Raw genomic sequence first — 25,572 nt, forward strand, 5'->3', positions numbered from 1 at the left:
GGTTGAGAAACACGAGTCAATCCAGCAGACCGAGCGAGATCAGCTCTCGAGCAGGGGGCGATCTATCGCAAGCTCCCGGTGGATCCGCTGAAGGACTTCAAGCGAATCTCAAGGATGGCTAAGGCGAGCAGGCGCTGTAGTTCTTCGGCGAGCTGTACGACGTCGAGCGTGAGGTGGTTGTACAGGCCTTTCAGCCGGAGGCCAACACGGTTGTTTTTCTTGGGCGCACGACAGACCGCTCTGACCGTTTCGTCGAGGTCCTGTGACGTGAACTGCCTCGACCGCTTGGTTCCTGGCAAAGCCTTGGTGGAGTAGGGCGCCTGCCCCTGATTCGTGCGCGAGGGCGTATTGGACTTCCTTCTGTCGTCACGCTGCGCCTGGATCGCCAGCGCAGCCTGCAAAGCGTGGCTCAGGCGCTTGTTCTTGACGATGGCAGCGGTGTCGACCTGTGGCAATCGGTCATAGCGCTCGTAGACCAGTGACTCCCCCGGCCCGCAGCTCGATGCGCCCATCCGGGTACTCGTAGAGATCGATGTACCGATGGATCAACTTGCGGTTGGCCGGCGAGTCCTTAAGCAGATAGATCACCCGGTCGTGTTGCAGCGTGAGCGACAGCGACACCCACCTTGCGCTGAAGCCGCCAATCGACTTGATATATCTGACCTTATTGAGAGCTTTTCTACGAGCGCAGGAAACCCATTGACGCGTCCGAAGCAACGCTTCCTTCAGTTGAACTAATGTTCATTTTTGTCTCCTTATGCTCTTTAGACCCTTTAGGCAGGGCGAGCTTCGCCCGAGCCAGAAGATCAGCCTCTGGCTCAAGCTATGCGTGAATGAGTAGGTTGAAGGGTTAGCGACCGGCCCAGGCTGCCTGCCGCTTCTGCACCGATTCGGCCGATTCGCCGACAAGATCCGCATAGACCCGAGGTGCGGTCGCGCCTTCGGTATTGATGATCAGCACGCAGGACTTCGCATCGAGCCCGACTTGCGCAGACAGGTCGGGATTGCTGCGCAGCACTTGCAGCGCGGCAAGGCCCGCGGTTCCAGATTCTCCAGCCACGATGGGAACATCCTTGTCGTCTCCGTTGGCCAGAATTCGCATGGCCTCGACGGCTTGGCCGTCCTCGATGGTCATGAAGTGATCAACACTGCGTTCCAGGAACTTCCATGCCAGCGGCGACGTTTCTCCACAGGCCAGTCCCGCCATTACCGAATCGACAGAGCCGGTCGCTTTGGCTGCGCGTCCCTGGATCGCACTTTGCAGCAGGCAGTCCGCCTGCGCCGGCTCGACCACGATGAAGCTCGGGCGGTGTTCGCCCTGGTATTCCCACAGATAGCTCACCAACCCGGCAGCCATGCCGCCAACCCCGCCTTGCAGGAAAACATGGGTGAAAGCGCCAGACTGGCTCGGCTGCGCGCCAGTCTGCTCGACGATTTCTGCAGCGATGGCGCTATAGCCCTGCATCACATCGCGTGGAATATCCTCGTAGCCCTCGTAGGATGTATCGGAGACGACCTGCCAGCCATTGGTTGTGGCCAAGTGCGCAGCCTCTTCCACGGATTGGTCGTAGTTGCCCTTGGTGCGCACGATCTGCGCTCCATAGACTGCGATCGCCTGCTCTCGTTCCTCGCTCACATTCGCATGGAGGACGATCACACAACGGCAGCCCATGGTCTGCGCTGCCGCGGCAAGGCCTTTGCCGTGATTGCCATCTGTCGCGCTGATCACCGTAAAGGCTTCCAGCAACGATCTGTAGCCACCCTTGAAAAGCAGCTTGGGATCCAGGTTGTGATTCGGCCACAGGCGAAGGATCAGCCGGGCCAAAGCAATCGGCGCCCCAAGCGCCTTGAAACTCCCGAGATCGGATCGGACGGACTCATCCTTCAGATAAAGCTTTCCGATCCCGAGGCTGCGAGCCAGGCCATTGAGCTCGTACAACGGAGTAGGGCCCGGATTCAAACTGTCCCAGGCCGATATCCAGTCGCGGCTCTCCTCGGCCTTGGCGATGGACATCACCGACTGGAGTTCACTAGGATACGCGCTGCGCGTGGCGCGCTCATTGGTAATCAGCATGCTTGGATTCCGTTGGTTGTTTTCCGCCCCCTTGGCTCGGACGCCGGGAGTCCACGAATCCTAGAAGCGCTTCTGGTGTTGCTTGGCGCGATCTGGAGCGTAAAAACAGGAGAACGAATCAAATCCGTGGGGAACAATGGAGGGCTGTTGCGTTCGCGAGCGCTCCTCGCCCTGATCATGCGGATAATGGACGACATGCACCTCGATAACTACGACGTGAAGATCTTGGGTTTGCTCCAGAGGGACAGCAAGATCTCACAGCGCGAACTGTCGGAGGCCGTCAATCTGTCTCCATCCGCGGTCAATCGTCGGATAGCAGCTCTCGAATCTGCGGGGGTGATCGCCGGCACCGTATGTATCGTTGATCCGTCGTCCGTCGGACATCCAATCACGATCGTCGTTGAAGTCAAGCTCGAGAGCGAGAGGCTTGATTTACTCGACGAGGTGAAGACACGTTTTGCCGCCTGTCCGCAGGTGCAGCAGGTTTACTACGTCACGGGGGAGTTCGACTTCGTGCTCGTGATGGTCGTCAAGGACATGACGGAATACGAACAACTCACTCGCGACCTTTTCTTCAGCTCGGGGAACGTCAAGGGGTTTAGGACCTATGTCGCCATGCAGCGTGTCAAGGTCACACTGAACGTTCCCCTCGCCGAAAAGTGACAGGAATAGGGCACTGAGCCGCTTCTAAAGCGGGCATGCCACTTCAGGACGGTGCCAAGCACCATCCGTGCAAAAAACCGTCTCACAACGCGTCGATCCTCCGCAACCACAAGGGGGAACGGTGATTTTCTTCGCCCTGTGCGCACCAGAATTCTCCTCACCGATGGCGGCGATGGGCGTGAAACCTACTTCATCACACCGGGGGCCACAAAGTTCAGCAGACTGACCATATAGAGGAGCAAGCTCATGAGCATCAATCGCCGCCAAATTTTGAAGGGTGTGGCAGGAACCGGGGGTGTGGCCATTGCACCGTCGTTCTTCGCATTGCCGGCGCTGGCCCAGAGTCTCAAGGGCACCGGCGAGGTCGTCGTGTACGACGGCGGTGGATCTTGGGGAGAGGCCAAGCGAGTGGCGCTTTTCGACCCCTTCGAGAAGGAGACCGGGATCAAGGTCATTGCGCAACCGCGTACTGATCTAGGCGCTGTTCGCGCAAGCGCGTTGGCTGGCTCCCCGCGATACGACGTAACCATCTTGACGGGCGGCAATACCACGGCCTTCGAGCGGGAGAACCTGCTGGTTCCGATTGACTACGGATACTTCAACAAGTCCGATCTGGACGCTTTCAACCCTGTTCCGACAGGGAAGTTTACCGTCCCGCACATCATCTATTCACTGCTGATTGCCTACGATCCCGCGAAGTTCGGAAGCCACTCAATCTCTTCTTGGGCCGATGTCTGGGACACGAAGAAGTTTCCGGGCGGCCGCACCCTGTGTACGGGGACACGCGGGCCGGACGGTGCTGTCTTCGAGGCGGCTCTGCTGGCAGACGGCGTGGACCCCGCCAAGATCTATCCGATCGATTGGGATCGCGCATTCAAGAGCCTTTCCCGCATCAAGCCTGAGATCGTGAAATGGTGGAACAGCGGTGCCGAGGGCCCTCAGCTGCTGATCGACAAGCAGGTGACCGCCGGCAGCGGATGGAATGGGCGAATCTACGCTGCAAACGAGAAGAGTCAAAAGATAGGCTTCACCTGGAACCAAGGCATCCTGCAATACGACAGCTGGGTGGTGCTCAAGGGTTCCAAGAACGTCGACAACGCGAACAAGCTGCTCGCTTTCATGTCGCGGGCGGAGGTGCAGGCAAACTTCTCCAAGCACATTCTGTACGCACCCCCGAACTCACGCGCCTACGACTTCATCCCTGCGGAACGCGCAAAGATGCTGCCGACGTACGCCGAATTCAAAAAGCAGCAGATCGTTCAGGACTACGCCTTCTGGAACGCGCTGGGCAAGAACGGTCGCCCTAACAACCTCACCGCGGTTGCGGAATGGGAACGGTGGCTGGTCGGCGCGCGCTGAACGGCCCATCTGGCGCATCGAATCGTCGGTTGCACACGGCTCTAGAGCCATTCGGAAGTTCTCATGAAGCTTGGTTGGAAGAGCGCACGCAATAGCCGTGCGCCAATGATCCTGCTCTTGGTCGTGCCGGCATTGGCGATATTCGCGGCGGGATATCTCTTCCCAGTAGCCCAACTGGTACTCAAGAGCTTTCGCAACGAGAGCACTTGGTCGCTGCTGCACTACCAGGAGATCGCCAGTTCAGGGGTTTTTGCCTGGGTCCTGTTTCAGACGCTGCTGCTAGCGGTCGTGGTGACGCTGGCCTGCCTGATCCTGGCCTATCCGCTCGCATATTCAATCTCTCGGTGCCCTCCATGGCTGGCAAGCCTCCTGTTGGTGCTGGTCACTCTCCCGTACCTGACCAGCATCTTGATCCGGACATACGCGTGGACCGTCCTGTTGAGTCCGGCAGGCCTGATCAACCAGTTGCTGCTGTACCTAGGGATCGTTTCGGAACCGCTGCGCCTGGTCTTCAACAAGATCGGCGTGTATATCGGGATGATCCAGGTGCAACTGCCACTGATGGTGTTTCCGCTGTATGCCGCACTCGCTCGTATCGACCGAAAGCTGAGCGTCGCCGCACAAAGCTTGGGAAGTTCGCCGGCAGATGCGTTCCTGCGCATCACGCTCCCCAGTTCCATGCCCGGTATTGTCAGCGGCTGCACCCTCGTGTTTCTCTCCTGCCTCGGCTTCTACATCACGCCCGCACTTCTTGGCGGTCCGAACGATTACATGATTGCGCAAGGCATCACCATCCGGGTCCTGACCCTTGGTGATTTCGAGGCCGCTGCCGCCCAGGCGACAGTCTTGCTCGCCATGGTTGCAACGGTCTTCGTGATATTCCGCACGAAGGTTGCGGCAGAGCTGGAGGACGAATCCCAGTCCAGCCAATCGGCGAAGAAGGTTCGAGATCTTTCCGCAACTACGCGTATGCCTGCACCTCTTGAAAAGGGGCTTCAACGCGCGCTTGAGGTGATCTCTTCGGTTCGCTCACCGCTGCTCGTGCTGCTGTCCGCATTCACGCTGGCCCTCCTAGTCCTTCCGTTTGTGGTGGTGATCCCGCTTGCGTTCAGCGACGCCGCCTACTTGAGCTTTCCTCCGCCCGGCTACTCGCTGCGCTGGTTCACCAAGTTCTTTAGCAACTCGCAATGGCTGAGCGCGCTTTCGTTCAGCGGCCGCACGGCGCTTCTGGCCTCGCTTCTGGCCATCACGATCGGCATACCCATCGCCTTTGCGCTCGTACGCTTTCGGTTCGTTGGTCGGGTGCCCCTCTATCTTCTGCTGATTTCTCCGATGATCGTTCCCCATGTGGTCATGGCGGTGGCCTTCTTCTTCAGTTTTGCAAAGACCCCGCTCATCGGCACGGCGACTGCATTCGTGCTCGCCTACACCATCATCGCAACTCCATACGTGGTCGTCATCCTGATCGCAGGCCTCAAGAAGTTCGATCGGAGTCTGGAACAGGCCGCGATAAGCCTCGGCGGGCATCCTCTCACTGCGCTGCGTACCGTGACGCTCCCGCTGCTGCTTCCCTCGCTGGCTAGCGCGCTCGTATTCGCGTTCATCACGGGATTCGACGACGTGGTCTACGGCCTGTTTGTGAGCGGCCCGTCCGCAACGCCCCTGCCGATCCGCATGTGGGACGACATCCGCCTGGAAATCAGTCCGCAGATCGCCGTCGTAGCGGTGCTCTTTCTAGCGAGCCTGGCGGCGCTCGTCGCGGTCAAGACGTTTGCGTCAGCGGCGCTCCACCATCGCTCGCACTTGAAGGACATCTGAACATGAGCAGCATTGGACCCCTTGCTTTCTCCGTCGAGGAGTACCGCCGTCGCCTCTGCATGGTGCAAGACGTGATGCGCGCTCGTCATCTTGACTGGGCGATCCTTGACGAGCCCGAGACCATGGGCTGGGTCTCCGGCTACGCCGTCGGAGAGAACCTGTGGCGCGCGTGCCTCGTCCCGGTGGTCGGTGCCCCCTTTCTCTTGATCCGAAAACTCGACGTGGCGCCTGCACGTGCGAAGAGCTGGCTGCAAGACATCGTTGCCTTCTCTGACTGGGAGGAGCCTGTCTCGGTTTTGGCCGCTGCGCTGAGGTCCCGTGGAGCACATGCGCGAATCGGTGTCGACTTCCAGTCCCACTCCTTCACCCGTCAGCGGCAGGACCTCCTCGCGTACGCCCTTCCTCAATCGAGTTTCTGCGACCTGGAACGGGCGGTCTGGGACGCGCGTCGATGCAAATCGGACGAGGAGGTTGAACACCTTCGCGCGGCTGCGAGCCTGCTGGATCGCGCAGTCTTGAAAGTGGTCGATGCCATTCGGCCAGATGCCTCTCAGCGACATGTCGCAGGCGTGGCCGCTGCCGAGTATTACCGGCTAGGGTTCGACGATGGTTTCGTCGGCTACGTGACGGCTGGTTCCGACTGGGATTGTCTGCATAGCTCGCTGCGTGACGAGCCGATCGGAGACGGTGCGCTGGTTCACGTCGAGCTGCTGCCGAAGCTCAAGGGCTACTCTGTCCGGATCATGCGCACCGTGGCTGTGGGGCAAGCTACCGAAGACCAAAAGTCAGCGTATGCGACGCTCTGCGCGCTCCAGGATGAGCAGTTCAGAGCCATGCGCCCCGGCGCAATAGCAGCCGATGTCGACGCCATCGTGCGGCAGGGCGTGTTATCGGCGGGCCTGAGACCCGACTATGAAAACATCACGGGTTACACCTTGGGCTTTTCGGCACCCTCGTCCCAGCGCGTCAGCGATCTCTATAGGTCTTTTGTACCGACGGCCACTTGGCGACTTGAGAAAGGCATGGTGTTCCACATGTACACCTCCGCTCGAGGCCTGGCCGTCAGCGAGACTGTCCTGGTGACTGAATCCGGCGCCGAGCGATTGACTCGTACGCCCCGCAAGATTTTCGAAACTGGGGTGAAAGCATGATGACTGGCCGCATGGAATCGGTTCGCGACATTCCCGAGGCCCCAGTGGGAAGGCGAAGCGCTGGGGTCAGCGTTGCGAATGTCTCGAAGTCGTATGGAGCGTTCAAAGCGCTCGACGACGTCTCACTCACTGTCGAACCGGGGGAGTTCGTCGCGCTTCTGGGGCCCAGTGGTTCCGGCAAGTCGACCCTGCTCATGATGATCGCCGGTTTCGAAACACCGAGCTCAGGCGACCTTCTGGTGAAAGGTATACGCGTCAACGACCAGCCTGCATACAAACGCGGCTTCGGAGTGGTCTTCCAGCGCTATGCCCTGTTTCCACACATGACGGTCGCTGAAAATGTGGCGTACCCTCTCTTCCGTCGCGGATTGAGGGGCAAGGAGGTTGAGGCAGAGGTCGCCAAGGCGTTGGACCTGGTGGCACTTGGGACCTTGAGGAACAGGCTTCCAGCCCAACTGTCTGGTGGACAGCAGCAGCGGGTGGCTCTCGCGCGCGCCCTGGTATTCAAGCCGCCCCTCTTGCTCATGGATGAGCCCTTGGGAGCGCTGGACCGCAAGTTGCGCCAGCAATTGCAGCTGGAGATCAAGCAGATCCACAGGCAGATCGGGAGCACGATCATTTTCGTGACCCATGACCAGGAAGAAGCGCTGTCGATGGCAGACCGGGTCGCGGTTCTCGAAGGAGGCCGCTTGCAGCAGTTTGGATCGCCTCGAGATCTTTATGAGAGCCCCGCGAGCGCGTTCGTGGCGGATTTCATCGGGGAAACCAGCTTCCTGCCCGTGGTGTTGTCGCCGGCTGGAACGGAAATCAACGCAGAAATCGCCTCTCTGCGAATTCGCAGGTCGATACCCGTTGAACGGGTCCTCACCCGTTCAACCTCTGGCCGCCTTGCAATTCGCCCGGAGAACGTGCAGCTGCGACTGTCGGAGGATGGTTCTGCTCGCGTTGTTGAATCCGCGTACGCCGGGACGACCCAGGTGGTGCTCGTTGAGGTCGGTGACGTTCGGCTTCTCTCTCGCTCGCAGATGACACCTGACAGGCAGTTGTTTCATGCCGGCCAGCGCGTTGAAGTCGATCTCGACACGGCGCACGCGATGGTCTATCCGATCGAATAGGGGCTGACCTGATATGCATCATCCCAACCACTCCACTCGAGAATCGGCGATCTCAGCGGCGCTAGAAACGTTCGACTCGGGCCGATTCCTCGCCGACTTGAATCGCCGTGTCTCGTACCGCACCGAAAGCCAGGTCGAAAGCAGCGCCTCGCAACTTCATGCGTACCTACGGGACGAGATCGCGCCGACTCTCGGTCGCCTTGGCTTCACATTCCGGATCGTCACCAACCCGGCGGGTGTCGACGCTCCAATTCTTCTGGCAGAACGGATCGAAGAGGAGGGCCTGCCGACGGTCGTCACTTATGCGCACGGAGACGTTGTCCGTGGCTATGACGATCAATGGCGAAAGGGTCTCGAGCCATGGAAGGTGGTCGTTGAAGGAGATCGCTGGTATGGACGCGGCACCGCTGACAACAAGGGGCAGCATTCGATCAACATCGCCGCGCTTGAATCGGTGATCGCGGCCCGAAGCGGACGGATCGGTTGCAACATCAAGCTGATATTCGAAACCGGCGAGGAGATCGACTCGCCCGGGCTCGGTGCCCTTTGCGCAGCCGAGAAGGACTTTCTGGCGGGGGATCTCTTCCTGGCGTCCGACGGACCCCGCGTTGCCGCGGACAGGCCGACCGTTTTTCTCGGCTCGCGCGGCGAGCTCAACTTCCAGCTCGAGGTCGATCTTCGGGACGGCGCACATCACTCCGGCAACTGGGGAGGCGCGCTACGCAACCCCGCCGTCGTTCTGTCGCATGCGATTGCGACGCTCATCGACAAGGATGGCCGCATTCTTGTGAAAGGGCTCCTTCCTCCGCCCCTCTCTCCCGCTGTACGCGCCGCAATTTCGGATCTCGCGCTCGGAAGCGACGAGCATGCCCCCGCGGTAGATCCATCTTGGGGCGAGCCTGGGTTGACCCCCGCCGAAAGGGTCTGGGCATGGAACGCGTTGGAGGTGATCGCGTTCAAGGCGGGCAACCCTGACGCACCCGTCGGTGCGATCCCACCAACGGCACGGGCGCACTGCCAATTGAGGTACGTCGTCGGCACGGACTGGGAAAACGCGCACCGGTACCTCGAAGAGCACTTCGCCGCCAATGGGATCTCCTCCGTGAAGGTAACAGTGCAGCCCGCCGGAACCGCAACTCGCCTTGATCTGAATGATCCCTGGGTCGAATGGACACTTCGCTCCATCGAAGCGACCACGGGGAAGAAGCCTGCCCTGCTGCCGAATATTGGCGGCACCGTTCCCAATGCGATCTTCGCTGAAACCCTTGGCCTGCCTACAGTTTGGGTTCCCCATTCCTATGCCGCGTGCTCGCAGCACGCGCCGAATGAACACCTATTGGGCTCGGTGGCGCGTGAGGCCTTGGCCGTGATGGCCGGAATTTGGTGGGATCTTGGAGACGATGGGGCCGACGTCGCCGCATCGCGCAAATGCCGATCCGCAGCCTAGGTTCCAGTGTCCGCTGTTCTAGGGCCCGGTAGCAGCCGGTTAATCTGGACCGAATGGGCCGTGTTTCGTGTCCCGCTCAATGGCTGAATAGATCCATCGGCGTCACGGGCTCTTGCGACGATGCTCATCGGGCCGGGCGTTCGCGGCAGCGGAAGCGTCGCCGCGAACTGCTGCCATTCGAATTCTCGGCGGGGCCGGACTTCGGCCTCTTGCCACGTTGCCCCGCCATCAGCGCTGAGCGCCACGCCACCGATGCCGTTGTTGCTCCAGGCCCAGCCCTTGACTTCCACATCATCTGTGGAGATGGTGTCGTCGGGTGCCGGATGGGTGATCATCGAATTGGGTTCGACGGCCCACACCGGCTCTCGAATGACTTTGCCTTCATGCTCGCTGTCGCGGTTGTACCAATCGGTCGTGAAGGGGGAGTTCGCACGCCTGCCTTGGACCGACAGCCGGCAGAGCCACTTCGTCATGTTGGTGCCGAACCAGCCTGGCACGATCAGGCGAACCGGGCCGCCCCGCTCGCGGGTCAGGGGTGCGCCATTCATCTCGTAAGCAACGAGCACCTCATGCGATAGCGCTTTCGAAATCGGCAGATCCTTGCGATACCGATTCATGCTGCGGCCGCCGAACTCGCCGCTGTCGAGGCCGTCCGACCAGACATGAGTGGCACCCGGCTCGAGCTGCGCTTGCTCGAGCAGCGCAGCCAGCGGCACACCCGTCCACCGGACGTTGCCTACTCGCCAGAGATTGCCGTCGGCCGGCACCAGGGGGCTGCCAAAGCACTCGTGGAAGGCCGTGACGGTGACAGAAGGCAGCTGCCTGAGACCGTCCAGCCCGATCGAGAAAGGCCTTCGGACGAGCCCGTCCACCTGCAGTCGCCAGCGCTTGGCGTCGACTTCGACGGAACCCATGTGGATGGTTTCGAAGAGCTGCGCATCGGATGTGATGAAGTCACGCAGTCCCGCCGGGACGGGGGGCGGCTTCAGATGGAATCCTGGAGACCGGCCAATGACGACCGAGCGCTCCGCTCCTTCAGGCAGCGGTGGCAGGAACGCGGAGCTATTCATCCAGAACCCTAGCGGTCATCTCATCGTCGAGCAGCCGCGGAAACTTCGGATCGGACGGCCCCGACCACGCGACCGGCTCGTGGCGGCGGCGTTCAACACCGAGCGAGAAGACGTCGAATCGATTGTAGTAGCCCACCACGTCATGGAACTGCTTTGGCTCGATGCACTTGTTCAGGTCGAACTCGGCATAGGCGATCCCTTCTTCGTTCTGGAGCGTGTCGCCGATCTGCGTGCCGGTAGGGTCCACGAACATCGACGCGGCGCGCGAGGTGCCGTCGACCACTTCCGCCACCGCCGGATCGCGGTCTACCAGGAAGTCACGCATCTTCGTGTCCATGAAGCTCGCGCAGATGATTCCGAACGCCTTGGCTTCGAACGAATGGGCGGACGCCCGAATGCGGTTTGCCGCAACGTTGTCGAAGTTTCCACCGCCCGACGGCTTGCGCGTGGGCCACATCGGCGGCCAGCTGGAGATATGAATCTGCTCTGCCTGCGCCATGAGCGAAAAGCGCGCGAGCGGGTTGGTGTTCTCGCCGCAGATCAAGCCACCGATGCGCCCGAAGCGGGTCTCGGCGACGCGAAGCCCCTGTCCGTCTCCGGCCGCCCAGACCAGCTTCTCGTAGAAGGTCGGCACCAGCTTGCGATGGTGGTTGAGCAACTCGCCCGTCTCGCCGATCAGGATGTTCGAGTTCCAGATGCAGCCGGCGCTGGCGGTGCTGCGTTCGCTGATGCCCATCGACACGCACACCCCAAAGCGCTTGGCGGCCGCGGCAATCAAGGCCACCTCGGGACCCGGCAGGTAGACGCTGTTCTCGACCATTGCCTCGAACAGATCGTGGTTGTAGATCGGCGCCCACAGCGCCGCCCACACGGGGAATGCCGGAATATAGGTTTCTGGGAACGCAATCACCTGTGCGCCATTGAGGGCTGCCTCCTTGATGATCGAAACCGCCTTCTCGGTCGTGGCGGTCTTGTCGAGCAGCACCGGCGCTGCGTGGGCGGCGGCAACCTTCACCCGGGGCAATGAACTCATGTCAGGTACTCGCTATGCGTTGCAGAGGCGTACAGGATAGCTGCCAGTATGGCTGAGCAGATACTCACAAAAGCGCAACGAGAGGTGCAGTTTTACAGGCTCCACTTTCCATGCAGGATCTGCGCACAGAGGCTTGCGAATTTCCCGGCAGCCATTTGCACAGAACATGCTCACCATCGCCATGTCACGGACCTGCTCCGTTCAACCAGCCTGGAGGGCCCATGGACCCATCACACGAGTACGTTCGCCTTTCCCGCACCGGCCCCTGCGCATGCGGCAGCGCCCATGGTGACGATGAAGAGTGCCTTGCGGAGAAGCCTGCGAATGCCGACGATGCGCTGGCCGGCGCCATGGCCCAGGGCATGCTGCACGGCCTCTTTCCCGAGCGCAGCCTGCGCCGAGCCTTCGTCAAGACACTGGGTCGGGCGGGGGCGCTGACCGCACTCACGGCCCTTACGCCTCTGACCCAGCTCGCCGCCGTTGCGCAGGAACGCAAGGGCACGCCGGAGAAAAAGCGGCTCGCTGTCGGCTTCCTGCCCATCACATGCGCGACGCCGCTGATCTATGCGGAGCAACTCGGACTTTTCCCGCGCGAGGGCCTGGAACTCAGCCTGCAGAAAATCGCCGGAATCGCGCTGATTCGCGACAAGATGGTCAACGGCGAACTGGACATCTCCCAGCAGGTGATGCCCGTTGCGCTGGCCATGTCCGCCGGCATCGGCGGCGCTCCCATTCCCACCCGTGTGATGACGGTGCTCAACCAGAATGGCAATTCGCTGGTCCTTGCGATGAAGCACAAGGACAACCGTGACCCGAAGAACTGGAAGGGTTTCCGGTTCGCCGTGCCGTTCGAGCAATCCCATCAGATGCTCCAGCTGCGCCACTACCTGGCATCGGCAGGGCTGGACCCGGAGCGGGACGTGTCCTACCGCGTCGTTCCTCCTTCCGAATACGTCTCCAACCTTCGCGTGGGCAACATCGACGGTTTCTTCGGCGGCGAGCCGGGCGGCCAACGGGCCGTGTACGAAGGCGCGGGTTTCATTCACCTGGTCTCGAGCGAGATCTGGCCGGAGCATCCTTGCTGTTCGGTCACAGCGACCGAGGCCTGGATCAAGGCCCATCCGAACAGCTTCATGGCCGCCTACCGCGCGATCATCGCAGCGAGCCTGCATGTGTCCGAGCCTGCCAATCGCACGGGGATGGCCAAGATCCTTTCCCAGCCCCAGTATCTCAACCAACCCGAAACCGTCGTGGACCAGGTCCTGACCGGCAGGTATGCCGATGGACTCGGCAACGTGAAGACCCTGCCGCGCCGCATCGACTTCCAGCCCTTTCCTCACTACTCGAGCGCGGTATGGCTGCTGACCCAGATGCGCAGATGGAACATGATCAAGGAAGACCTGGACTACAAGGGTCTCGCACGCCAGGTGATGCTGGCCACCGATGCAAAGCGCCTCATCGAGGAGCGCGGCGGCAGGGCACCCGAGATCGGATTCCGCAAGGAAACCATTCTGGGCAAGAGCTTCGACTCCGACCGCCCCGTCGAATATCTGAAGTCGCTGGGTAGGGCGTGATCATGCAGAGCTCGATCTCGACCTCACGCTCCTGGCTGGCTACCGTGGCGATCGGCTTGCTGCTTCTGGCGGTCTGGCAGGCTCTCGCCTCCACTGGGGGCGGCAGTGCGCCGGCAGAGATTTCGGACTACGACAGGCTGATGGGCAAGAGCCCTGGTGCATCCGTGGAGCGCTCGGCCATTCCGACGCCGATTGACGTGTTCAAGCGTGCTGTTGAACTGTTCGCGGATCCATTCCGCCGCAATGGCGAGAACGACCTGGGCATTGCCTGGCACTTGCTCGATTCGCTCAGGCGCGTGTTCAGCGGCTACGCCCTGGCCGTGCTGGTCGGAGTTCCCTTGGGCTTCTTGCTGGGGTTGGTTCCATGGCTGGGCCAGGCGCTGAATCCTTTTATCCAGTTGCTGCGGCCTGTCTCGCCCATGGCCTGGATGCCGCTCGCGCTCTACACGCTGAAGGACAGCGGCGCCTCGGCGATCTTCATCATCTTTATCTGTTCGATCTGGCCCATCCTGCTCAACACCCTCTACAGCACCGCGAGCGTGCGCCAGGACTGGACCAATGTCGGTCGCGTCATCGGACTCACACCACTGGAACGCGCTCGCAAGATCGTCTTTCCGGCAGCAGTTCCCATGATCCTCACGGGCATGCGCATCTCGATCGGTATCGCCTGGCTGGTGATCGTGGCGGCGGAGATGGTGGTGGGCCAGAGCGGGATCGGCTTCTTCGTGTGGAACGAATGGAACAACTTGCAGATCTCCAGCATCATCGTCGCCATCGTGATGATCGGCATCGTCGGCCTGGTGCTCGACCAGTTGCTGGGCGCATTGATGAAGCAGCTGAGCTTTCGCGAATGAAAGGTCAGACGATGTTGCGGCCAACTTTCTCCACTGCCCTGATGGCCTCGAGCGCGACGCCTGGGTTCCTGCGGGTTTGCGGTGTGCGGCAGACCTTCAGCACGCCCAATGGCGAATTTCCCGCGCTCAGCGAGATCAACCTCGAGATCCGCAGAGGCGAGTTCGTTGCACTGATCGGCCATTCCGGTTGCGGCAAATCCACGCTGCTCAATCTTCTCGCCGGCCTGGCATCCCCGACCGCTGGCACCGTCTCGTGCGATGGGGAGGTCATCCGTGGGCCGGGACCTCGGCGGGCGATGGTATTCCAGAACCATTCTCTCTTGCCGTGGCTTAGCTGCTTCGACAACGTGCGCATGGCCGTGTGCAGCGTGTTTCGTGCCGAGTCTGCTTCCGCGGTCGATCACCGCACCGAAGCGGCGCTTGCGATGGTCGGCCTGGCTCATGCCGCGCACAAGAAGCCTAGCGAGATCTCCGGCGGCATGAAGCAGCGCGTCGGCATCGCCAGAGCGCTGTCCATGGAACCTCAGGTCCTGCTGATGGACGAGCCATTCGGCGCGCTCGACGCACTCACGCGCGCCAAGTTGCAAGACGAACTGCTCGGCATCGTCGAGAAAACCGAAAGCACCGTCGTCATGGTCACGCATGACGTGGACGAAGCAGTGCTCCTTGCGGACCGCATCGTCATGATGACCAATGGTCCGGCGGCACGCATCGGGGAGATCCTGGACGTCCCGATCGAACGCCCACGCGACCGCGTCAGCCTGGCCACCGACCCCACCTATGCGGAGTGCAGGCGCGCACTGATGGACTTCTTGTACCGACGCCAGGCGCATGTCGAGCAGCCTACAGGCTGAGTTCACCCCGGGATTCCCCATCCCGAGTCACTGCGCTCGGACCAAGAAGCTGCCACGCTCGGCCGCGCGTTCCCTTGTATTGCGCATCTCCATGTGGAATGCTATCTAGTAACCACTGGCCGATCGGCCAAAGGAGGAAAGATTGCACGCCACGATGCACAAGAAGGCCGCATGACGACCAAGAAGTTACCTCTCACCAATCTCAATTGGGACGATGTGCGCCTGTTCCTGCATATCAACCGCACCGGCAGCCTGTCCCAGGCGGCTAGACAGCTCCACATCGATCACTCCACGGTCAGCCGCCGGCTGTCACAGTTGGAGCTGTGTTTGGGCGGTCCCCTGTTCGAACGTCGCCGCGCCGGACTCAAGCCCACCGAGCTGGCGCATCGTCTCGCCCTCCAGGCCGAGAACATGGAGCGCGCGATCCTGTCGCTGCAGGAGGAACTCGGCGGAACCGACAGAGAGCCGTCGGGCAGCGTGCGCATCGCGATGATGGAGGGGATCGGTACCACATTCGTGGCTCGCCACCTCGCCTCACTGCTGCGCAAGTACGCCAAGCTGCGGGTGGAACTGGTGACTTCCTCTTCGATCGTCAATGTGAGCCGCAGAGAAGCCGACGTCTTCGTCAGCTTTTTCAAACCGATCGGACAAGGATTGGCATGCGAGACAGCGGGCTCGTTCGCGCTGTACCTGTATGCCTCGCCGAGCTATCTCGAGAACCACGGAAAGCCCGCGGATCTGTCCGACCTTCCGAAACATCAGTTCGTGGGATATCTGGACGACCTGATCCAGCTCGACGCCGTACGCTGGCTCGACGAGGTGATCACAAGACCGAACATGAGCTTCCAATCCAACAGCATGCTGGCGCAGATGGCCGCCGCAGCCTCTGGGCTGGGCCTGGTGTTGCTTCCCAAGTTCTCCGTAGTGAAAGAGGACACGCTGGTGCCGGTGCTCGCCGATACGGCAAGGGTGATGCGAACGCTCTGGGTGAGCGTGCACCATGACCTCCAATACTCGGCCCGGATCCGAGCCGTCACCGAGCATCTTCGGCGGCTGTTCGAGTCAAAGCAAGAATGGCTCAACGGCCCCCCGGACGCTGATCCGCGCGGCTAGTGTGGTGAGTTCGAGGCTCGCTAGCAAGAGCGTTCTTCGTTGCGAGGATGTCATCGGCAAACGCTGCGGTGGCGCCAATGCAGATCCCCGATGACGGCGCCCGCGGCAGCGTCAGGCTGATCCTCGTGCCTGGCAGGTGGCGCCAGCGCGAACCAAGCGCTTTCCTTCGAGAACACGACGATCAATGACTACGCCTGGGTTGGGCGCAGCCACGGCCGTCGCGATTTCAGCGTTCTACTACGCAGAATGCTTGACGTTATTCTAGAATTGTTCTAGACTTTCGGCCATCGACACAGGAGAGACATGGGCATGAAGCGATACCAGCTGTTCATCAACAACGAATGGATCGACCCGGCCTCCGGTGTCTGGTTCGAATCGACCGAGCCCTACTCTGGGAAAGCTTGGGCCGAGGTTCCAAGGGGAGGGGCGGCAGATGTCGACCTCGCGGTGCGCGCCGCGCATGACGCGCTTGAAGCACCTGCTTGGCGCGATCTGACAGCAACGCAGCGTGGCGCCTTGCTGCGCAAGCTTGCTGACCTGGTGAGCCAGAACATCAACGTTCTGGCAGAGACCGAGCAGCGCGACAACGGCAAGCTCATCGCCGAGGTCAGTGGGCAAGTCCACAACGTTGCCCAGTGGTTTCACTACTACGCAGGCCTGGCAGACAAGGTCCAGGGCGCGGTGGTGCCGATCAACAAGACCGGCGTCTTCAATTACGTCAAGCACGAACCCCTTGGTGTGGTCGCGGCGATCACACCCTGGAACTCTCCGCTCGCCCTGACGGTATGGAAGATCGCGCCGGCGCTTGCAGCAGGGAACACAATGGTGGTCAAGCCTTCGGAGTACACGTCGAGCTCGTTGTTGGAGTTGGCCGCCTTGGTGAAGTTGGCTGGCTTCCCGCCGGGCGTCTTCAACGTCATTACCGGCTTTGGCGGTGAAGTCGGGGAGCCGCTCGTGAGCCACCCTCTGGTGGCCAAGGTAGCCTTCACTGGCGGCGACGTCGCCGGCCAGAAGATCAACGAGATTGCCGCCAGGGATTTCAAGAAAGTCACGCTCGAACTCGGGGGCAAGTCCGCCAACATCGTGTTTGACGACGCGGACCTGGATCAGGCCGTGATGGGCGCAGTGGCTGGCATCTTCGGTGCGGCCGGGCAGACATGCATGGCCGGCTCGCGGCTGCTGGTACAGCGCGGCATTCACGACCGCTTCGTCGCGATGCTCATCGACGTCGCAAGCAATGCCATCGTGGGCGACCCGGCGAAGATGGAAACACAGGTCGGGCCCATCGCTACAGAAGCCCAGTTCCAGAAGATCCTGGGCTACATCGAGATCGCAAAGGCCGGGGGTGCCAAGTGCATGCTCGGCGGCCATGCGCTCACCGGCGAAGGCTACGGACAAGGCCAATTCGTGGCGCCCACCATCTTTACCGACGTCACCAACGACATGCGCATTGCGCAGGAAGAAGTCTTCGGCCCCGTTCTCTCGGTGATTCCTTTCGACGACGAGGTCGATGCGCTGCGCATCGCGAACGACACGCAGTTTGGTCTCGCAGCCGGCGTATGGACGCAGAGCCTGCATCGCGCGTTTCACATGTCGGATCGGTTGAAGGCAGGCACGGTGTGGGTCAACAACTACCGCGCCACCAGTTTCACCACGCCCTTCGGAGGCTACAAGCGCAGCGGCATCGGGCGTGAGGGCGGCGTCGACGCGATCAAGGAATACCTGCAAAGCAAGAGCGTCTGGATCACCACGCAACCGTCGCGCACCAATGCATTCGTGCTCGGCTGACCCCAACCCGGCGCCTGCGCGCCACCTCTGGAGACAACATGAATTCAAAGATGGAAACCGACCTGCTGATCGTCGGCTGCGGCGTCGCGGGCCTCTCGGCCGCGGTCACTGCGCTGGAGGCGGGCCTCAAAGTCGTCAACCTCGAGCGCTCGGAGGAAGAGCACTTCGGCGGCAACTCGCGCTGGACCGAAGCCTACATGCGCATGAAAAACGACTCGGAAGTCTCGGATGACTTCGAAGAGCATTTCGCTCACAACGCTGGCTGGAACATCGATCCCAATGTGCTCAACGCACTGACGGACGATGCGGCGCTTCAACCGGCTTTCGCAAAGGCGCATTCGCTGCCCGATCCGGAAGTGATTTCAGCCTTTGCGCAGTCGGTGCCATCGACCCTTGTGTGGCTGAAGGAACTGGGAATGAAGTTCGGCCCCCAGCCGATCTACCTGTTGACCCAGAACACCACGCGCATCGCGGCAATGGGCGGCGGATTGGCGCTGATAGAAACCCTGCGCGCGAAAGCACTCGCGCTTGGTGGCGAGATTCACTATCGGACCACTGCGATCGACCTGGTGCGCGGGGAGGAGGGCGAAGTGAATGGCGTCGTCACGACGCGTCCCGAGGGCATGCGCGAGGTGCTGCGTGCGAAGAGGGTGTTGCTCGCCAGCGGCGGCTTCCAGGGCAATCCCGAGATGATGACCCGCTACGTGGGCCTTCGCAGCAAGCATATCCGCCCGGTGGCCGTCGGAGGCTATTACAACAAGGGCGAAGGCATTCGCATGGCGCTGGATGCCGGCGCGGCACCCGCCGGCGAGTACGGTTCGTACCACGCGGAGCCGGTGGACCCACGCTCGAAGATGGCCGAAGCGGTGGTCTTCATCTATCCCTACGGCATCCTGGTCGACAAGCACGGGCACCGCTTCACCGACGAGGCCCCTGGCACGGTGGACGCGCACTACGACAACATCTCACGCTGCATTGCCGATCAACCCGACGGCATCAGCTACGTGATATTCGACGCGAAGGTCGAGGACATCCCGCGCTGGCGAACCAGCATCCGCTCCGACCAGCCCTCCATCACCGCGCCCACGCTGGAGGCACTGGCCGCCCAGATCGGCGTGCCCGCAGACAGCCTCGCGCGCACCGTCAACGAATTCAACTCGGCCTGCCCGAAAGACGAGGGCGACTTCGATCCGCTGCACCTCGACCGCCGCGCTACCACCGGCCTTGCGGTGTGCAAGAGCCACTGGTCGCGGCCGATCGACAAAGGCCCGTTCCAGGCTTACCCAATCATTTCCACCAACTGCTTCACCTTCGGTGGCCTCAAGGTCAACAGTGACGCGCAGGTGCTCGATCAAGACGGCCGGATCATCGCCGGGCTGTATGCCGCCGGGGAAACCATGGGCATCTATCACCAGGTCTACACAGGCTCGACCTCGGTGCTGCGCGGCCTGGTCTTCGGCCGCCGCGCGGGTCAGCACGCCGCGGCGACGCAGCCGGCCTGAGCTGCGCAACGGCGCGCGCATCCACTTCAAGAAACCAACGGAGACACACCATGGATCGTCGTTCCTTTCTCACCGTCGCGGGCAGCGCCGCGACCGGCTCGTTGATGCTGCCGAGCTTCGCTATCGCGCAGGCCAAGCCTTTCAGCTACTACAGCGTCAACGCCTTCTCGGGCAACTTTGCCACCAGCGGCAAGTACAGCGACCTTGGCGTGCGCGCGGCAGTCACGGCCTTCGGCAACGGGCTGGGCCGGCCCATCGACTACCGCAAGATCGACAGCGAAGGCAACCCCGCCATCGCCGTGCGCAAGGTGCAGCAGGCCATCGATCAGGACAAGGCGCGCCACTTCGGTAGCGCCGCGCTGTCGAACGAGGCCCTGGCGATCATGAAGGAGATCGACAAGAACAAGGGCGTCTACATCACCTATGTCGGTGCAGACGAAGTCACCGGCAAGGACTGCAACCGCTCCACGTTCCGCTGGGGCCTGCCGACCTACGGAGCGGTCAACACCGTGATGCGGCCACTGATCCAGCAGAACCCCAAGTGGAAGAAGATCTACACCATCACCGGTCAGTACGTGTTCGGCGAAGCGCTGCTGCGCAACGCGAAGGCGGTGATGCAGGAAACGAAGCTGGAACACGTGGGCAACAGCTACCACTCGCTGGCCGAGAAGGAGTTCTCGGGCTACCTTGGCAACGCCATGGGGTCCGGGGCCGATGTGCTGGTGGTACTGAACTTCGGCGCCAACACGCTCGACCTGCTGCGCCAGGCCGCCACCTTCGGCCTGAAGCAACGCATGGCTGTGGTGGTCGTGTGGTTCTCGGGACTCGACACCTTCCAGGCGCTCGGCGCCGACGTGACCGACGGCATGTACTTCGGATTGCAGTACTGGCACACGCTGGATACCCCCGCGAACAAGGATTTCGTGCGCGTCTACAAGAGCGAGTTCAAGGAGAACCCGCGCTTCTACTCGGCCGCCGACTACCAGGTCGCCACGCTGATGTTCGACGCCGCCAAGCGCGCCGGCAGCGACGAGCCGGCCGCGATCGTGAAGGCGCTGGAGGGCCACAGCTACCAGGGCCTCACCGGCGACGAGCAGATCCGCCCCTTCGATCACCAGGTTTCCAAGAATTACCTGCTGGTGCGCGGCAAGAAGAAAGCGGCGATGAAAGACGCGGACGATTACGCCGACATCCTCTCCTCGTCGCGTGCACTGGTTCCCCAGGCCGAGTCGGATTGCAAGCTGGTGTGAGCACGCCATGAACATCTACTTGTTCCAGGCGCTCAATGGGCTGGGGGTCGGCATGGTTTATTTCCTGCTGTCCGTGGGCCTGAGCATCATTTTCGGGCTGCTCGGATTCGTGAACTTCGCGCATGGTGCACTGTTCCTCATCGGGGCCTACACCGCGATGTTCGTCACTGCGCAAACCGGCAGCTTCCTGCTCGGCCTTGCCGCGTCGTTCGCGGCTGTGGCCGTCATCGGGGTGGTGGCGGAGCGCTGGCTGCTGCGGCGCACCTATCGCATGCCGCACGAGTCGCAGATCCTCATCACCGTCGGCCTGACGTTCATCCTCACCGAAGGCGTGGTGATGATCTTCGGGCCCGAGTCGCAGCAGGTGCCCATGCCCGACATGCTTGCCGGCGTGTTGATGCTCGGCGCCTATCCGGTGCCGGTCTACCGCATCTTCATCTTCGGGGTCTGTGCGGTGGTGGGGCTGGGCCTGTGGTTTCTCTTCGAACGCACGCTGTTCGGCGCGCGGGTGCGTGCAGGCAACGAATCGTCCGAGATGCTCAACCTGCTCGGCATCAGGGTCAGCAGGGTCTATGCCCTGACCTTCGCACTGGGAACCGGCCTGGCGGGGCTGGCGGGCGGCCTCGCCGCACCGCTGCGCGGCGCCGATCCCTCGATGGGCGCAGAGGCGATCGTAATCGCGTTCGTCGTCGTTGTCCTCGGGGGCATCGGCAGCTTCAGCGGGCCGTTGGTGGGCGGACTGATCATCGGCGTCACGCAAAGCATGATGAGCGCGATCTGGCCCGAGGGCGCACGCCTCGCCATCTTCATCGTCATGGCGGCGATCCTTCTCGTCATGCCCAAAGGGTTGTTCGGCCGTGCTTGAAAAGATCAAACATTCTTCCGGCCTGTTCTGCCTGGCGCTGGCTGCCTTTGCGCTGGCCATGCCGCTGGTGATGGGCTCGACGGCCACGGCCGGCGTGGTGCTGGTGTTCGCGATTGCGGCGGCCGCCTGCAACCTGTTGCTGGGCTACGCCGGTCTGTTGAGCTTCGCGCAGGGCAGCTTCTTCGGCGTGGGCTCCTATGCCGTCGGCATGGTGCTGAAGGCGGCACCGGGCGCGGGGATGGCGGCACTGCTCGTGTGCATCATGGCCGGCATGATCGTGGCCCTGGCGATTGGCATGCTGAGCATTCGCCAGCGTGGCATCTATTTCGTGATGATCACGCTCGCGATGGCGCAGCTCGCCTACTTCGCCGCGCTGTCGTTCCCCCAACTGACGGGCGGCGAAAACGGATTGCTCGACATTCCACGCCCCGTCACGGGCCTCGAGGGCATCGTCGGCGACGGCGCTGGACAGTACGCGTTGATCGCCACGGTTTTCGTGCTTGCAATCGCTTTTTTGCGCCTCGTGGTGCGTTCGCCCTTCGGCCGCGCGCTCGATGCGGTGCGCGAAAACGAGGTGCGCGCGCAGACCGCTGGCTACGACGTTCGGAAGCTCAAGCTGCTGGCTTTCTGCCTTTCCGGTGGCATCACCGCGCTGGCCGGCGCGCTCTATGCGCTGCAGCTGCGTTCGGCGCCGCTGTCCAACATTGACCTCATGACGTCCGAGACCATCCTCATCATGGCGATCCTCGGCGGACGCAGGTCGCTTCTTGGCGCGGCCTTCGGCGCGCTCGCCATGACCTTGATGGCCGAGCAGCTGTCTCAGTTGTGGCCGCGCTGGCAGATGATCGTCGGCTTTGTGCTGATCGCCGTGGTGCTGTTCGCGCCCAGCGGGCTCGGCGGCGCCCTGGCGAATTGGCGAGCTCGACGCAGCGTGCGCGCGGGAGATCACGCATGACCACGGGCAACCCCTTTCTCTGCGCGCGCGGGCTCGGGCTCGACTACGGTCGCTTCACCGCGGTCGGCAAGATCGACCTCGAACTGGGCACGACCGGCCTGCACTCGCTGATCGGCCCGAACGGCGCGGGCAAGACGTCTTTCTTCAACATCGTGAGCGGCCGCCTGCCGGCCAGCCGCGGCAGCTTAATCTTCGAGGGGCAGGACATCACGCGCTGCGGGGCGCATCGGCGAGCCCGGCTCGGCATGGCGCGCAGCTTTCAGGTGACGAGCCTGTTCGGTGAAAGCAGCGTGCTGCACAACCTGCAGATGGCGGCGATGGGCGTTGAGCCGTCGAGGTCCTTCAGGTTCTGGAGCAACTGGACGCGCGAGACGCAAAGGCTCGACGTTGCCATGGACGTGCTGCGCGAGCTGGAACTGACGCGCCATGCTGCGACACCGGTCGCCGCACTCGCGCATGGCGTGCAGCGCGTGGTGGAGATCGGCATGTGCCTCGCTGCCCGACCGCGCCTGCTGCTGCTGGACGAGCCGCTGGCCGGACTCGGCCTTGCGGAGGTGCCTCGCATCACCGAACTGTTGCAGCGACTCAAGGCCCGCTACTCGGTGCTGCTGGTCGAGCACAACATGCGCGTGGTCATGGGCATCAGTGATCGCATCACAGTCATGTTCCAGGGCAATGTGATCGCCGAAGGCCCACCGGCGGCAATCCGCGAGAACGCCCAGGTGCGGCGGGTCTATCTGGGGAGTCAGTCATGAGCGACGCCATCCTGGTGCTGGAAGACGTGAATGCGTCCTACGGCAAGAGCCACGTCCTGCATGGCGTTTCAATGCACGTGAATGCGGGCGAAATCGTGAGCGTGCTCGGTCGCAACGGCATGGGCAAGACCACGACGATGCGCACGATCGTCGGACTGCTGCGTGCGCATGCCGGCTCGGTGCGCTTCGAAGGCGTCGACATCGCCGGCATGGCGGTCGACGACATTGCGCGCCGCGGCATCTCGCTGGTGCCCGCACACCGCGGCATCTTCACATTGCTGTCGGTGCAGGAGAACCTGCAGATCGCGCAGCGCAAACACGCGGTGTGGACACTCGATCGCGTCTACGATGAATTTCCGCGTCTGCGCGAGCGCCGTCGCAACCTCGGCGGTGCGCTCTCCGGCGGCGAGCAGCAGATGCTCGCCATCGCGCGCGCGCTGGTGCAGGGCCCCAGGCTGCTGTTGCTCGACGAACCGACGGAAGGCCTCGCGCCGGTAATCGTGGACGAGCTCACGGAACTCATTCGCGGCGTGGGAGCATCGGGCATTCCGATCGTGCTGGTGGAGCAGAGCTTTGCGGTCTGCCGCACGCTCGCCCGGCGGCACTACATCCTCGAGGAAGGTGTTGTTGTCTACGAAGGCCGAACGGAAGATCTCGATGCCGACGCCTCGGTGCTCGAGCGTTTCCTGGGCCTGGACGTGGACGCGCATTGAGAGTAGCCAACGGGGGCGTGGTGTCCGGGAGGGCGCGCTAAACTCGATCGATCTTCTTCAGGGTGGCATTCGATGGCCGATGATTCCGGGGTAAGCGCGGTGGAACGAGCGTTGAGCCTGCTCGACGCTTTCAACGAACTGGACTATGCATTGACGCTCGCCGATCTTGCGCGGCGCACGGGACTCTACAAGAGCACGATCCTGCGGCTGGCCGAGTCACTGCAACGCATGGGTTACCTCAAGCGCCTGGCCGACGGCTCTTTTCAGTTGGGTGCCGCGCCACTGCGGCTCGGTGCGATCTACCAGCGGCAATGCCGCACCTCGGAACACGTTCCCGAGGTGCTGCGCGAAGTGGTCGAGGCAACCTACGAGTGCGCATCGTTCTATATCCGCGACGGTGAACATGCGGTGTGCCTTCATCGGGTCGACTCGGCCCGCATGATCCGGGATGCCATCCGCGAAGGCGACCGCTTGCCAATCGACAAGGGCGCCGCCCCACAGGTGCTTTTGGCCTTCGGAGAGAAGAAGACCGGAAAGAAATATGACCGCATCCGCGCCGAGATGTCTTGCGCCTCGTTCGGCGAGTACGACGCGGAGATCGCGGCCTTGTCGGTTCCGGTGCTGAGCGTGAATCGACAGTTGGTAGGCGCGCTGACGATTTCCGGACCGCGCTATCGCTTCGAGAACGTCGATCAGGCGCCGATGCTTCAGGCGCTTTTCGCCGGGGCACGCAAGCTGACCGATCTTTTCGGTGGCGACGCCACGTGGTTCGATGCCGCCTCTTGATGCGCAGCGCTGCGCGCCCCTTATGGTTCTCGGCGAATACCAAGAAGGCGGGCCCGCCGTATTTCAAGCGGGTTGCATAACGCTTGAGGCCCCTCAGCCCACACGCTCGCCGTCGAACCATCGCAGCAGACCGGTCTCAGGACCGCAATGGATGTACTCGAAGAGCTGATCGCCGGCCGGAAGCACATAAACTTCATGCCAGGTACGCAGCTGGTTGTCCTCGCCATAGCGCTTTGTAGCGAGAGGTCGCAGCCTTGAAGATTGCCGCGTGCGTCGCGTGGTTCTCCGCCCACGCCTCCATGTGCCGCAGCGATAAAAAATGCCCGAGCGCATGCTCCTCGGGCAGTGGGCGCCCCTGTGCGTCGAACTTGCGCTGCATCCTCAGCGAAGCACAGCCTGTGGGCAACGGTGATTCGCGCAGATACGCCATGCCGTCTTGCAGCGGCTGCTGGAGATTCCTCTCGTAGTCGGCCAGTTGCTCTTCGTCCATGCGCCCCCACGTATTGGCGGACCGGATCACGGCGAGATTGTGAGGCGGCGTGATCCGCCAGCGCTCGCCGTACCCGGCACGCCCGGACTGCGCGACCAGCATGGCGCCTTCCGGTGCATCCAGAGGATCGCGCGCAGCCAGGGGAATCCGGTCGCGCATCGCACCGTAGTAGCCACAGTAGGGAGTAGGGTAGATCGCAACCTGTGCCCTGCACTGCCCAAAAGCCCACGCGCATCTGCATGCAGTCGGGCGGCAATTGGAAAGACCAGCGCTGCACTTGAGGAACGAAGTCCTCGCGCTTGCGCAACGGAAACCCTCGCTCTGACGGGCCATAGGCTTCCGC

General features: G+C 62.2%; 24 protein-coding genes. 18 read left to right on the forward strand and 6 right to left on the reverse strand.

The window, feature by feature from the left end; genetic code table 11:
- Nucleotides 1-62: 62 nt before the first annotated feature.
- Both ACSQ89_RS40455 and ACSQ89_RS40460 read right to left on the reverse strand, forming a co-directional pair.
- On the reverse strand, nt 63-512 hold the full coding sequence (locus ACSQ89_RS40455) for a hypothetical protein (RefSeq protein ID WP_436297756.1): 450 nt from the start codon (nt 510-512) through the stop codon (nt 63-65).
- Between the two features lie 338 nt (nt 513-850).
- A complete protein-coding gene (locus tag ACSQ89_RS40460; protein ID WP_436297757.1) occupies nt 851-2,074 on the reverse strand; it encodes a diaminopropionate ammonia-lyase in 1,224 nt (407 codons plus the stop codon).
- Between the two features lie 195 nt (nt 2,075-2,269).
- Between ACSQ89_RS40460 and ACSQ89_RS40465 the strand changes: the two genes are divergently transcribed.
- The 6 genes from ACSQ89_RS40465 (at nt 2,270) to ACSQ89_RS40490 (ending at nt 9,627) form a co-directional block, all read left to right on the forward strand.
- Nucleotides 2,270-2,737 carry an Lrp/AsnC family transcriptional regulator gene (locus tag ACSQ89_RS40465; RefSeq protein WP_436297852.1) on the forward strand — a complete coding sequence of 156 codons (468 nt, stop codon included), beginning with the start codon at nt 2,270-2,272 and terminating at the stop codon, nt 2,735-2,737.
- A 246-nt stretch (nt 2,738-2,983) separates the two neighbouring features.
- The gene (locus ACSQ89_RS40470; RefSeq protein WP_436297758.1) at nt 2,984-4,096 is read left to right on the forward strand and encodes a polyamine ABC transporter substrate-binding protein; all 1,113 of its coding nucleotides are present in this window, start codon (nt 2,984-2,986) and stop codon (nt 4,094-4,096) included.
- A gap of 63 nt (nt 4,097-4,159) precedes the next feature.
- Nucleotides 4,160-5,914 carry an ABC transporter permease subunit gene (locus tag ACSQ89_RS40475; RefSeq protein WP_436297759.1) on the forward strand — a complete coding sequence of 585 codons (1,755 nt, stop codon included), beginning with the start codon at nt 4,160-4,162 and terminating at the stop codon, nt 5,912-5,914.
- Between the two features lie 2 nt (nt 5,915-5,916).
- Nucleotides 5,917-7,065 carry a M24 family metallopeptidase gene (locus tag ACSQ89_RS40480; protein WP_436297760.1) on the forward strand — a complete coding sequence of 383 codons (1,149 nt, stop codon included), beginning with the start codon at nt 5,917-5,919 and terminating at the stop codon, nt 7,063-7,065.
- Nucleotides 7,062-8,180 (forward strand): ABC transporter ATP-binding protein, encoded by a 1,119-nt coding sequence (locus ACSQ89_RS40485; protein ID WP_436297761.1) that lies wholly within the window; start codon nt 7,062-7,064, stop codon nt 8,178-8,180. The genes ACSQ89_RS40480 and ACSQ89_RS40485 overlap by 4 nt, the downstream gene beginning before the upstream one ends.
- 13 nt (nt 8,181-8,193) lie before the next feature.
- A complete protein-coding gene (locus ACSQ89_RS40490) occupies nt 8,194-9,627 on the forward strand; it encodes a M20 family metallopeptidase (protein ID WP_436297762.1) in 1,434 nt (477 codons plus the stop codon).
- Here the strand turns inward: ACSQ89_RS40490 and ACSQ89_RS40495 are convergent.
- The gene (locus ACSQ89_RS40495) at nt 9,624-10,697 is read right to left on the reverse strand and encodes a molybdopterin-dependent oxidoreductase (protein WP_436297763.1); all 1,074 of its coding nucleotides are present in this window, start codon (nt 10,695-10,697) and stop codon (nt 9,624-9,626) included. The two genes, ACSQ89_RS40490 and ACSQ89_RS40495, sit on opposite strands and share 4 nt — an antisense overlap.
- Nucleotides 10,690-11,730: a carbon-nitrogen hydrolase family protein gene (locus ACSQ89_RS40500; RefSeq protein WP_436297764.1), complete on the reverse strand. Its 1,041-nt coding sequence runs from the start codon at nt 11,728-11,730 to the stop codon at nt 10,690-10,692. The genes ACSQ89_RS40495 and ACSQ89_RS40500 overlap by 8 nt, the downstream gene beginning before the upstream one ends.
- Before the next feature lie 110 nt (nt 11,731-11,840).
- Here ACSQ89_RS40500 and ACSQ89_RS40505 point away from each other — a divergent pair, with 110 nt between their 5' ends.
- The 12 genes from ACSQ89_RS40505 (at nt 11,841) to ACSQ89_RS40560 (ending at nt 24,739) form a co-directional block, all read left to right on the forward strand.
- Entirely contained in the window at nt 11,841-13,304 is a 1,464-nt protein-coding gene (locus ACSQ89_RS40505; protein WP_436297765.1) for a CmpA/NrtA family ABC transporter substrate-binding protein, read from the forward strand.
- A gap of 2 nt (nt 13,305-13,306) precedes the next feature.
- Nucleotides 13,307-14,158, forward strand: a complete 852-nt coding sequence (gene ntrB / locus ACSQ89_RS40510; protein WP_436297766.1) for a nitrate ABC transporter permease — start codon at nt 13,307-13,309, stop codon at nt 14,156-14,158.
- Nucleotides 14,159-14,199: 41 nt separating this feature from the next.
- A complete protein-coding gene (locus ACSQ89_RS40515) occupies nt 14,200-15,012 on the forward strand; it encodes an ABC transporter ATP-binding protein (RefSeq protein ID WP_436297853.1) in 813 nt (270 codons plus the stop codon).
- Nucleotides 15,013-15,183: 171 nt separating this feature from the next.
- Entirely contained in the window at nt 15,184-16,125 is a 942-nt protein-coding gene (locus ACSQ89_RS40520; protein ID WP_436297767.1) for a LysR family transcriptional regulator, read from the forward strand.
- A gap of 309 nt (nt 16,126-16,434) precedes the next feature.
- On the forward strand, nt 16,435-17,913 hold the full coding sequence (locus ACSQ89_RS40525) for an aldehyde dehydrogenase (protein ID WP_436297768.1): 1,479 nt from the start codon (nt 16,435-16,437) through the stop codon (nt 17,911-17,913).
- Between the two features lie 38 nt (nt 17,914-17,951).
- The gene (locus ACSQ89_RS40530) at nt 17,952-19,415 is read left to right on the forward strand and encodes an FAD-dependent oxidoreductase (protein WP_436297769.1); all 1,464 of its coding nucleotides are present in this window, start codon (nt 17,952-17,954) and stop codon (nt 19,413-19,415) included.
- Nucleotides 19,416-19,465: 50 nt separating this feature from the next.
- Entirely contained in the window at nt 19,466-20,665 is a 1,200-nt protein-coding gene (locus ACSQ89_RS40535; protein WP_436297770.1) for an ABC transporter substrate-binding protein, read from the forward strand.
- Nucleotides 20,666-20,672: 7 nt separating this feature from the next.
- A complete protein-coding gene (locus tag ACSQ89_RS40540; protein ID WP_436297771.1) occupies nt 20,673-21,530 on the forward strand; it encodes a branched-chain amino acid ABC transporter permease in 858 nt (285 codons plus the stop codon).
- The gene (locus ACSQ89_RS40545) at nt 21,523-22,485 is read left to right on the forward strand and encodes a branched-chain amino acid ABC transporter permease (protein WP_436297772.1); all 963 of its coding nucleotides are present in this window, start codon (nt 21,523-21,525) and stop codon (nt 22,483-22,485) included. The genes ACSQ89_RS40540 and ACSQ89_RS40545 overlap by 8 nt, the downstream gene beginning before the upstream one ends.
- Nucleotides 22,482-23,240: an ABC transporter ATP-binding protein gene (locus tag ACSQ89_RS40550; protein WP_436297773.1), complete on the forward strand. Its 759-nt coding sequence runs from the start codon at nt 22,482-22,484 to the stop codon at nt 23,238-23,240. The genes ACSQ89_RS40545 and ACSQ89_RS40550 overlap by 4 nt, the downstream gene beginning before the upstream one ends.
- Nucleotides 23,237-23,953 (forward strand): ABC transporter ATP-binding protein, encoded by a 717-nt coding sequence (locus ACSQ89_RS40555; protein WP_436297774.1) that lies wholly within the window; start codon nt 23,237-23,239, stop codon nt 23,951-23,953. The genes ACSQ89_RS40550 and ACSQ89_RS40555 overlap by 4 nt, the downstream gene beginning before the upstream one ends.
- A 72-nt stretch (nt 23,954-24,025) precedes the next feature.
- Entirely contained in the window at nt 24,026-24,739 is a 714-nt protein-coding gene (locus ACSQ89_RS40560) for an IclR family transcriptional regulator (protein ID WP_436297775.1), read from the forward strand.
- 93 nt (nt 24,740-24,832) lie between these two features.
- On the opposite strand, the gene ACSQ89_RS40565 is transcribed toward ACSQ89_RS40560, so the two are convergent.
- The gene (locus ACSQ89_RS40565) at nt 24,833-24,925 is read right to left on the reverse strand and encodes a hypothetical protein (protein ID WP_436297776.1); all 93 of its coding nucleotides are present in this window, start codon (nt 24,923-24,925) and stop codon (nt 24,833-24,835) included.
- A gap of 7 nt (nt 24,926-24,932) precedes the next feature.
- Nucleotides 24,933-25,562, reverse strand: coding sequence for a phenylacetaldoxime dehydratase family protein (locus ACSQ89_RS40570; protein ID WP_436297777.1), 630 nt, complete (start codon nt 25,560-25,562; stop codon nt 24,933-24,935).
- Nucleotides 25,563-25,572 lie beyond the last annotated feature (10 nt).

It is taken from the genome of Variovorax sp. LjRoot175 (assembly GCF_964253805.1).
Lineage (GTDB): Bacteria > Pseudomonadota > Gammaproteobacteria > Burkholderiales > Burkholderiaceae_C > Variovorax.

Coding starts and splice junctions, on each gene's coding strand:
- ACSQ89_RS40455 (WP_436297756.1), bottom strand. CDS start 512: ATGGGCGCATCGAGCTGCGGGCCGGGGGAGTCACTGGTCTACGAGCGC.
- ACSQ89_RS40460 (WP_436297757.1), bottom strand. CDS start 2,074: ATGCTGATTACCAATGAGCGCGCCACGCGCAGCGCGTATCCTAGTGAA.
- ACSQ89_RS40465 (WP_436297852.1), top strand. CDS start 2,270: ATGCACCTCGATAACTACGACGTGAAGATCTTGGGTTTGCTCCAGAGG.
- ACSQ89_RS40470 (WP_436297758.1), top strand. CDS start 2,984: ATGAGCATCAATCGCCGCCAAATTTTGAAGGGTGTGGCAGGAACCGGG.
- ACSQ89_RS40475 (WP_436297759.1), top strand. CDS start 4,160: ATGAAGCTTGGTTGGAAGAGCGCACGCAATAGCCGTGCGCCAATGATC.
- ACSQ89_RS40480 (WP_436297760.1), top strand. CDS start 5,917: ATGAGCAGCATTGGACCCCTTGCTTTCTCCGTCGAGGAGTACCGCCGT.
- ACSQ89_RS40485 (WP_436297761.1), top strand. CDS start 7,062: ATGATGACTGGCCGCATGGAATCGGTTCGCGACATTCCCGAGGCCCCA.
- ACSQ89_RS40490 (WP_436297762.1), top strand. CDS start 8,194: ATGCATCATCCCAACCACTCCACTCGAGAATCGGCGATCTCAGCGGCG.
- ACSQ89_RS40495 (WP_436297763.1), bottom strand. CDS start 10,697: ATGAATAGCTCCGCGTTCCTGCCACCGCTGCCTGAAGGAGCGGAGCGC.
- ACSQ89_RS40500 (WP_436297764.1), bottom strand. CDS start 11,730: ATGAGTTCATTGCCCCGGGTGAAGGTTGCCGCCGCCCACGCAGCGCCG.
- ACSQ89_RS40505 (WP_436297765.1), top strand. CDS start 11,841: ATGCAGGATCTGCGCACAGAGGCTTGCGAATTTCCCGGCAGCCATTTG.
- ntrB (WP_436297766.1), top strand. CDS start 13,307: ATGCAGAGCTCGATCTCGACCTCACGCTCCTGGCTGGCTACCGTGGCG.
- ACSQ89_RS40515 (WP_436297853.1), top strand. CDS start 14,200: ATGGCCTCGAGCGCGACGCCTGGGTTCCTGCGGGTTTGCGGTGTGCGG.
- ACSQ89_RS40520 (WP_436297767.1), top strand. CDS start 15,184: ATGACGACCAAGAAGTTACCTCTCACCAATCTCAATTGGGACGATGTG.
- ACSQ89_RS40525 (WP_436297768.1), top strand. CDS start 16,435: ATGAAGCGATACCAGCTGTTCATCAACAACGAATGGATCGACCCGGCC.
- ACSQ89_RS40530 (WP_436297769.1), top strand. CDS start 17,952: ATGAATTCAAAGATGGAAACCGACCTGCTGATCGTCGGCTGCGGCGTC.
- ACSQ89_RS40535 (WP_436297770.1), top strand. CDS start 19,466: ATGGATCGTCGTTCCTTTCTCACCGTCGCGGGCAGCGCCGCGACCGGC.
- ACSQ89_RS40540 (WP_436297771.1), top strand. CDS start 20,673: ATGAACATCTACTTGTTCCAGGCGCTCAATGGGCTGGGGGTCGGCATG.
- ACSQ89_RS40550 (WP_436297773.1), top strand. CDS start 22,482: ATGACCACGGGCAACCCCTTTCTCTGCGCGCGCGGGCTCGGGCTCGAC.
- ACSQ89_RS40555 (WP_436297774.1), top strand. CDS start 23,237: ATGAGCGACGCCATCCTGGTGCTGGAAGACGTGAATGCGTCCTACGGC.
- ACSQ89_RS40560 (WP_436297775.1), top strand. CDS start 24,026: ATGGCCGATGATTCCGGGGTAAGCGCGGTGGAACGAGCGTTGAGCCTG.
- ACSQ89_RS40570 (WP_436297777.1), bottom strand. CDS start 25,562: ATGGCCCGTCAGAGCGAGGGTTTCCGTTGCGCAAGCGCGAGGACTTCG.